At 64.1% G+C, this 262-nt stretch carries 1 pseudogene; it reads left to right on the forward strand.

What is annotated here, in order from left to right:
• Nucleotides 1-262, forward strand: a pseudogene (locus R0J88_RS21070) (1-acyl-sn-glycerol-3-phosphate acyltransferase); the annotation flags it as partial.

Consider the following 262-nt stretch of genomic DNA (forward strand, 5'->3'; position numbering starts at 1 on the left):
GCCGGGCCTGACCCAGCGTTTCCCGTGGCTGGCACGCCAGATCGCGCGCCTGGCCATCAAGCGCGAGATGATTGGCGTCAAGGATGTTGCCAGTTTCCAGAGCCGCATCGCCGTCTACATGGCGCGCATGATCCACACCACCACCACCAGCTTCGAGACGGTGGGACTGGAGCGCCTGTCGCCGGACACGCCGTACCTGTTCCTGTCCAACCATCGCGACATCTCGCTGGACCCGGCCTTCGTCAACTACGCCCTCTATCGT

It is taken from the genome of Pseudoalteromonas sp. SIMBA_162 (genome assembly GCF_046535955.1).
In the GTDB taxonomy this organism is placed as follows: domain Bacteria; phylum Pseudomonadota; class Gammaproteobacteria; order Enterobacterales; family Alteromonadaceae; genus Pseudoalteromonas; species Pseudoalteromonas marina.